Source organism: Longimicrobium sp. (genome assembly GCF_036554565.1).
In the GTDB taxonomy this organism is placed as follows: domain Bacteria; phylum Gemmatimonadota; class Gemmatimonadetes; order Longimicrobiales; family Longimicrobiaceae; genus Longimicrobium.
In genome coordinates, this window is record NZ_DATBNB010000507.1 from 1 (window position 1) to 7,860 (window position 7,860).

Below are 7,860 nucleotides of genomic sequence, written 5' to 3' on the forward strand. Positions count from 1 at the left end.
CCGACCCAAACACTATGGACAAAATTGCTGTTAGACCGGACCAGAACTCCGATACTGACAAGACCGTCAATCGTGCGCTCTGTCTCCTCCCAATCAGGACTCTCTGGCCGACCGATCTCAAGAGCGGCAATCTTGGCTATATCATACCGTGTGACTGCTGGATGCGAACTCTGCAGAGAACGGATCAGAGATACCAACGATTCGCGGCCGTAAAACGCGTTATCAACGAGCTTCCTTAGGAGTTTTGCCGCCGGAACGGGTGAGCCCACGTAGAGGATGGTGTTCCCATGCCCTAGTCGAAGTGGCCCGCGTTGTATGATCCCCCTGTCAACTAAGCGGGCGACTGCTGCCTTGATGCTTTTACGATTCAACTCTTTTTGCTCAAGTAGATCGTAAAGCTCTGATGCTGGAAGGGGCTCTCGGTTGAGAATCGACGTGATTTCGTCGTGGAGCGAGCGGGCCATCATCGATGCTGAGGCAAGTGGGTGATACTCTGCGTAAGTATATTGGTACAGTATATCAAGCGCGCCGAGCACCGCAAAGTTTACAAGCCCGGAGGCACTAAGAGCCGATCTGAGCTCAACACTTGAGCAACTAGCGGCGCGGCCCCCCTCGGGAGCCGCGCCGCTTCGTCTTGCAATCAACTGATCGCGCGTCGGCGCGCCACCGCTCAGTCCGCTGCGATCGGCTCCGGCCGAGGCGCCGCTACCGGCGCGCGGTGCGCCTTCTGCGCGCCGCGGCGGAAGAGGCGGTTGGTGAAGTCGTCCAGGAGCGTGTAGACGACCGGCACCACGAACAGCGTCAGCAGCGTGGAGGTGATCAGCCCGCCGATGACGGCACGGCCCATGGGGGCGCGCTGCTCGGCGCCCTCGCCCAACGCCAGGGCCAGCGGCAGCATGCCGAAGATCATCGCGACGGTGGTCATGATGATGGGCCGCAGGCGCGTGCGCCCGGCCGAAAGCAGCGCCTCGCGCCGCCCCATCCCCTCCTCGCGCTGCTGGTGGCGAAATCCACCAGCAGACTGCCGTTCTTGGTCACCAGGCCGCGCGTGGCCCGCAGCGCCAGCGCCACGCAATTCGCGGCGCGTCCGACTAGGGCTAGGTGGCTCCGAGAACAGCGTCCGCCCTGTGCGCGCCGGCCCCGCGAAGGTACGCTCCCGCCCGATGCAGTGGGACGATGAGAGCAAGGACGGAAAGCATCGCACCGAACGCCACGCCCAGCACGACGGGCGGAAGTGTCGCCCTTTCACCCGTCGCGACCACCCACATTCCTGCGTGCAACGACCCGAGGGCCACGAACAGATGCGTGACGCACAGGTCCAGGTAGGCGCGGCGGAGGCGCGTAAGAGCGGCCGCAATCCCGGGGTCCGGCGGGAGTATTCTGTACGGGCGGTTGATGGCCAGGTGCACCCGCTCGATCGTGGGCAGGAACAGTGCGATGGCGACACCGACGAGCGGCAGGATCAGCCAGCGCCAGATGCTCGCAGGTTCCCACCGCGTTGGCGATCCCTCCGGCACGAAGTGCATGGGAATCCGCTCGGGAAGATACCGAAACGCCTGGACCGCCACGCCCAGCCAGATGACACCAAGTGCCACGTTCCCGTACGCCAGCCATTCCTGGCGGGCCGCGAGGCGGATGAACCACGGGGATTTCTCAGTCATTAGCCATGTACCTGCTGTCAGTCGCGGTCCGGAGAGCTGCCACTCCTCCCTGCCTCCAGCGAACGAGCCGGAGCGAGCGCACGTCCACCAACGCACCTCCGGCGCGGTACCTCGGGAAATACGGCGGCAAGCCCAGTGGCTCGTTCGGAAGCCGGAGGAAGAGCACCAGTGCGCCCGCCATCGCGAAAAAGAAGGCAACCAGGCCGTGTGCAAGCACGATCATCAGGTGGAATCCAATCCCGGCCCACAGGAATCTCGTACGCCACGCAGATGGCATCAGCAGTGCAAACGCAAGAAGCACCTCAAAACCGATCGGACCCCAGGTAGCCAACATCACCACTCCGGGGCGAGACAGGAGATCCGAGGCCGCCTCGTGCAGCGGCTCCATCACCCCGAAGACGGGGTGTGTGACCCAGTAGTATGCGGCCGTGCCGTCGGCCCATTCGGTAACGCCCAGCTTGGAGACGCCTGCCTGGAGGTAAACGATGCACACCTGGATCTTCGCCATCACCAAGGCAGAACTCGCGATGATAGCGACGCCCAGCGCCGTCCGGGTGGGACGCCGCCGGGGGGCCCGGTCCCAGTGCCACACGCGCGAATCGGCAAGCGCGACCGGGATCATCAGCATCGTAAGTACCACGGCCAGCTGGTCGCCGCCTTCCGGAGCGGCCGTCGAGGCCATGAAGCTCGCCGAAACGTACCAGTGCGGAATCGCCGTTAGCCGCGGCCGCCAGCCGCTGGCCACCAGCAGCAGTACACCGATCGCGACGTACTGCGCGAGGTGAACCGACTCTGGAGGAAACAGGTCGAAAAGACTGTACCGCAACCACGGGTGTTGCGGGTACATCCCGGCGTACTCGGGTCCAAGCGGATAGAACATCGCCTCCGGCGAGTTGAACGCCAGCGACACCAGCGTCCCGAGGGCAACCAGCGTTCGGGCGGTACCGTAAACGTTCGACCACGGTGTGAACCACCAGGGCGCGCGCCTCACGAGAGTCTCCGATCGGTGCAGTGGATGCTGAGTGCGATGATGTGCCCGGGCATTGCCGTTTTGTGGCGGAACTTCGCCCAGGCCCACGGCAGCGGCTGCCGCCGCTCTACGACGATGCGGCCGCAGTAGTTCTGGACCCAAGTCGTGTTTTCAAGGCGGACGAAGTCCAGTTGTTTTGTGGATTCGACGCATGCCGCTACCGACGTATTGCACGGTTGCCATGCCTGGGGACGCACCGAGGTGACCAGCACGCCCAGCTCTCGGAATTCACCCCGGGCAGCCTTGCGCAGGCCGAACCAGTTGCGGGCGTCCGCGTGCGTGAACGTAGCCCTCTTGAGGCCGCTCTCCGTAAGGGTGTAAGCCCGGAGCACTTCCTCCCGAGGGCTGCGCGTGAAGAACGACCATCCCTGCGGGGACAGCAGGAAGTACTGCGTGCGGGCGTCGAATGTGACGCTGAGGGGGCTGGAGGGCATCGTGGCCACGACGGAATATAGAAATACGAACCCCCAGACGGTCCACGCGCATCCGAATGCCATCGCGACGAACCGGCCCCGCGATTTACGGGCGGAGGAAACCTTGCGCCGCGGGTTAGAAACTAGTGCAGGTCGCATGCGGTAACTCGGGCGTGCCGGGTTACAGGGTTTGAGCTATGGAAGCAACGAACTGCTCACGCTGCAGGCCATGGAGCGCCACGGATCGCCGTAGACTGTTACGGACGTTCCACACAAGGTATATGTTCACCGCCAAAGCCACGTTGACCCCGCCCACGTAGTTGACGGCGACCGCGGCCGTCCACCCCGCCGCCAGGAATACGCCGGCCACACAAACGGTGGGGGAACACGGGATGGCGGCGATTACCGCTGCATCTTCCTCGGAGTCCTGCGACTGGACAGGTTCCGCCACCTCCCAACCGCCGCTACCGCCCCCACCACCGCCCCCGCCCCCACCGCTGCCATCGGGACGCTCATAGACTTCGTAGCTGATCCGGGAATCCGCCTCTGGCGCCACGGGATAAATCGCGCGTTGGTCGTTCAGCATCTGATCCGTTTCGATCTGGCGGGCGCTCATCTCTGCCGCGGCCGTCTGGAACTCCGGCAGATTCTGCAGGGCGCTGAGCACCCGCTCTGCGCCAAGGCTCAGTGCGTGCTCGATCCGGACCGGATCTCCCGACCGGGCCTCGCCCGCGAACCAGGAGACGAAGCCTGCATCATGAGCATGGAGTTGCGCGATGACGTCCGTCTGGATCCTCGCAACGTCATACAGGTCCTGCGGATCGGTGACGTGATTGCTCAGCCGGAGGTACGTCGCCACGTAGGGCACCGCATCCGCTACGGGGCCGTGCATGAATAGAAGTCCCCTAAGTACCTCTTCATTGGAAAACTGCGCGACCGAGTTCGGCTGAGCGGAGCCCGCCTGCCGTGCGGCAGGTACGTTGATGGCATCCGTGCACGCTCCGCTAGCCACGAGCGTGATCAGCGCAGCACCGCGCAGCAACGCGCGAACGGGGGTGAAGGTCAGCGTGCTCAACATCTCATCCTCATCCTGTATCGTGAGAAATGGGAAGCTGTGCGAATGGGGTATGGATTGTCTGCGTTCTCCCGTTCGCAACCCTTTCCCACCGTAATTAGCGTGCCAGCCGGTAGTCACAGTGCCGTGCACAGCCGCTCGCGAAACCTGTGACCTCCATGAGGGCCAGTGCATCACTGAGGTCCTGCGCGGCGCGCTGATGTGACGGGCATCTGCTCCTCGCCCCGCACCATCGCCGCTTACGAGCAGAAGCGGCGCGGCCTCTCGGGAGCCGCGCCGCTTCGTCTTTCATCGAGCCGATCGCGCGCCGCGCGTCGCCGCTCAGTCCGCCGCGATGGGCTCCGGGCGCGGCGCCGTCACCGGCGCGCGGTGCGCCTTCTGCGCGCCTCGGCGGAAGAGGCGGTTGGTGAAGTCGTCCAGGAGCGTGTAGACCACCGGCACCACGAACAGCGTCAGCAGCGTGGAGGTGATCAGCCCGCCGATGACGGCGCGGCCCATGGGGGCGCGCTGCTCGGCGCCCTCGCCCAGCGCCAGGGCCAGCGGCAGCATGCCGAAGATCATGGCCACGGTGGTCATGATGATGGGCCGCAGGCGCGTGCGCCCGGCGGAAAGCAGCGCCTCGCGCCGCCCCATCCCCTCCTCTCGCTGCTGGTTGGCGAAATCCACCAGCAGAATGCCGTTCTTCGTCACCAGGCCCATCAGCATGATGATGCCGATCATGGTGAACACGTTCAGGTTGCCGCGCGTGGCCAGCAGCGCCAGCGCCACGCCGATGAACGAAAGCGGCAGCGCCAGCATGATGGCCAGCGGCTGAAGGAACGAGCCGAACAGCGACGCCAGGATGATGTAGATGAAGATCACCGCCATCCCCAGCGCCGCCAGCACGAATCCCTTGGTTTCGTTCAGGCTCTGCACGTCGCCGCGGAACACGGTGCGGTAGCCCGCCGGCAGCCCCGCGGAGTCCAGCGCCGCCTGCGCCGCCGCCGCCACGCTCCCCGTCGCGAAGCCGGGAAGCACGCCGGCGGAGATGGAGATCTGCCGCTCCAGCGACGCCCGCTCGATCTGCTGCGGGCCCATCCCCGGCCGCACCGTGGCCACCTGCGACAGCGGGATCATCGCCGGCCGCCCGCTCGCGCCATCCATCGAGCTGCTGGGCACCACGATCCCCGCCACGTCGGCGGCCGAGGTGCGCACCGAGTCAGGGTAGATGACGACGACGTCGTGGCTGTAGCCCTGCTCGTCTTCCCACTGGGTGGCGCGCTGGCCGGTGAACAGCGGCTGCAGCGTCTGCGCGATGCTGCTGATGCCCACGCCCGCCGCCCACGCCTGCTCGCGATCCACGTCCACGTCCAGCTGCGGGATCTCGCCTTCCTGGCTGCTGTTGGGCTCGGCCACGCCGGGGACGCTTTCCAGCACCGCCATCACCTGCTCGGCCGCCAGCTTCAGCCGCTCCTGCTCGGGCCCCTGCACGTTCACCTGGATCGGCTGGCGGAACCCGCCGAAGATGGTGGGCGTGCCGGTGATGTTGGCCCGCGCGCCGGGAATCCGCGCCAGCTGGGCACGCAGCGCCTCCTGGATCTCCTGCTGGCTCCGCTCGCGCTCGTGCCGCGGCTTCAGCTTCACGAAGATGCGCCCGTTGTTGGGCGAGCCGCGGAAACCGCCGCCGATGGACATGTAGGTGAAGTCCACCTCGGGCATCTTCCGCAGCATGGCGCCGATGTCGTGGCCTCGCGCGACGGTGTACTCCAGCCGCGAGCCGGGCGTCACGCGAAAGTTCACGTTGAACTCGCCGCCGTCGAAGTCCGGGACCCAGGTAAAGCCCAGCCGGGGGATGATGAGCATCGATGCCACGATGCAGGCCGCGGCGAAGCCCACGACCGTCTTGCGGTGGTCCAGCGCCCAAGCCAGCCCGCGCGGATAGCGGTCCGCCACGCGCTCGAACCAGGCGTTGAAGGAGAGCGCCACGCGGCGGATGGGGTTCCTCGCGCGCGGCTGCGCCTCGCCATGGTGCTGCGCCTCGGGGTCCGGCCACACGCTGGAAAGCATGGGGTCCAGCGTGAACGACACGAACAGCGACACCAGCACCGCGAACGCCACGACCACGCCGAACTGAAAGAAGATCAGCCCGATCTGCCCGCCCATGAAGGCCACGGGAATGAACACGGCGATCACCGCCAGCGTGGTGCTGACCACGGCCAGCCCGATCTCGCTCGTCCCCTCGCGCGCGGCGGTGTGATGGTCCTTCCCCATCGACACGTGCCGGACGATGTTCTCGCGCACCACGATGGCGTCGTCGATCAGAAGGCCAATAGCCAGCGACAGCGCCAGCAGCGTCATGGTGTTGATGGTGAAGCCGAACACCCACATCCCGAAGTACGCCGAGATGATGGAGATGGGCAGCGCCAGCCCGGTGATGATCGTGGAGCGCCAGGAGTTCAGGAAGAAGTAGATGATGGCGATGCAGAGGATGGCGCCCAGGATCAGCTCGTGCTGCACCGAGTCCAGCGAGGCGCGGATGCGGCGCGAGTCGTCGGTTACGACGGTCATCTTCACGTCCGACGGCAGCTGCGCCTGCAGCGCATCCACCTCGGCGCGCACGCGGTCCGCCACCTCCACCGTGTTCGATCCGCTGATCTTCAGGATCTCGACGGAGAGAGCGCGACCCTCGTTCAGGTAGCTGGCGCTGCGGGCCTCGGCGGTGCCATCCACCACCGTGCCCACGTCGCCCAGGCGCACGGGCACGCCGCCGCGCACGGCCACGGTCACGTCGCGGAAGGTGCGCGGGTCTTCCACGCGGCCGGTGATGCGAACCAGCCGCTCCACGTCGCCGCGGCGCACGCGGCCGGCGGGCACTTCCTGGTTTTCGCGCTGCAGCGCCTGCGTCACCTGCGGGGGCGAGATGGCGTACGCCCGCATGGCGTCGGGGTTCAGCTGCACCTGGATCTGCCGGTTCGTGCCGCCGATCAGGTTCACGCCGCCCACGCCGGGAATGGCCTCCAGGCGGGTGCTGATCACCTCGTCGGCCAGCTCCGTCAGCTCGCGCATGGGCCGGTCGCCGCTCTGCACGGCGATGGACATGATGGCGCGCTCGTTGGGATCGAACCGGATGATCACCGGGTCGGCGATGTCCTCGGGAAGCTGGCGGCGGATGCGGGCGATCTTGGCCTGCACCTCCTGCTGGGCCTCCATCACGTTCACGCCCAGCTGAAGCTGCACGCGAACGAGCGAGCTGCCCTCCATGGAGGTGCTGGCGATCTCCTGGATCCCCTGCACGGTGTTCAGCGCCTCTTCGATGGGCTTGCTGACCTCGCGCTCCATCACCTCGGGGCTGGCGCCGGGATAGGAGGTCTGCGCCACCACGATGGGGTAGCTGACGTCCGGGTATTCGTCGATGGCCAGCCGCTGGTAGCCGATGACGCCCAGCACCACCAGCGTCACCATCATCATGGTGGCGAACACCGGCCGCTTGATGGATACGTCCGAAAGGAACATCCCCGCCTTCTCTTCGTCTCTTGGTTTTCGGATGTCATCCCGACGGAGCGGCCACGCAGAGCCGTTCCCACCCCACCGATCGCAACGACTTGTCATCCCGACGGAGCGGCCACGACGAGCCGTTCCCAGCACCATCGCTCGCTACGACCTGTCATCCCGACGGAGCGGCCACGACGAACCTGCCTCTGA

The 7,860-nt window shown here is 66.1% G+C and carries 6 protein-coding genes and 1 pseudogene; all 7 read right to left on the reverse strand.

The annotated features are described in order from the left end of the window. The coding region (locus VIB55_RS13920; protein ID WP_331877258.1) for a hypothetical protein at window positions 1–467 on the reverse strand (467 nt) is incomplete at its 3' end. Between the two features lie 203 nt (window positions 468–670). Continuing rightward, window positions 671–1,044: pseudogene (locus VIB55_RS13925) on the reverse strand (efflux RND transporter permease subunit); the annotation flags it as partial. Between the two features lie 53 nt (window positions 1,045–1,097). Beyond that, a complete protein-coding gene (locus VIB55_RS13930) occupies window positions 1,098–1,661 on the reverse strand; it encodes a hypothetical protein (protein WP_331877264.1) in 564 nt (187 codons plus the stop codon). After that, on the reverse strand, window positions 1,654–2,739 hold the full coding sequence (locus VIB55_RS13935; RefSeq protein WP_331877260.1) for a sporulation-delaying protein SdpB family protein: 1,086 nt from the start codon (window positions 2,737–2,739) through the stop codon (window positions 1,654–1,656). The genes VIB55_RS13930 and VIB55_RS13935 overlap by 8 nt, the downstream gene beginning before the upstream one ends. Continuing rightward, window positions 2,649–3,134 carry an SdpA family antimicrobial peptide system protein gene (locus VIB55_RS13940; protein WP_331877261.1) on the reverse strand — a complete coding sequence of 162 codons (486 nt, stop codon included), beginning with the start codon at window positions 3,132–3,134 and terminating at the stop codon, window positions 2,649–2,651. Before VIB55_RS13940 ends, VIB55_RS13935 begins: the two co-directional genes overlap by 91 nt. Before the next feature lie 151 nt (window positions 3,135–3,285). Then, complete coding sequence (locus VIB55_RS13945) at window positions 3,286–4,182, reverse strand: hypothetical protein (protein ID WP_331877262.1); 897 nt, start codon at window positions 4,180–4,182, stop codon at window positions 3,286–3,288. 318 nt (window positions 4,183–4,500) lie between these two features. Beyond that, the gene (locus VIB55_RS13950) at window positions 4,501–7,671 is read right to left on the reverse strand and encodes an efflux RND transporter permease subunit (RefSeq protein ID WP_331877263.1); all 3,171 of its coding nucleotides are present in this window, start codon (window positions 7,669–7,671) and stop codon (window positions 4,501–4,503) included. Between the last annotated feature and the right edge of the window lie 189 nt (window positions 7,672–7,860).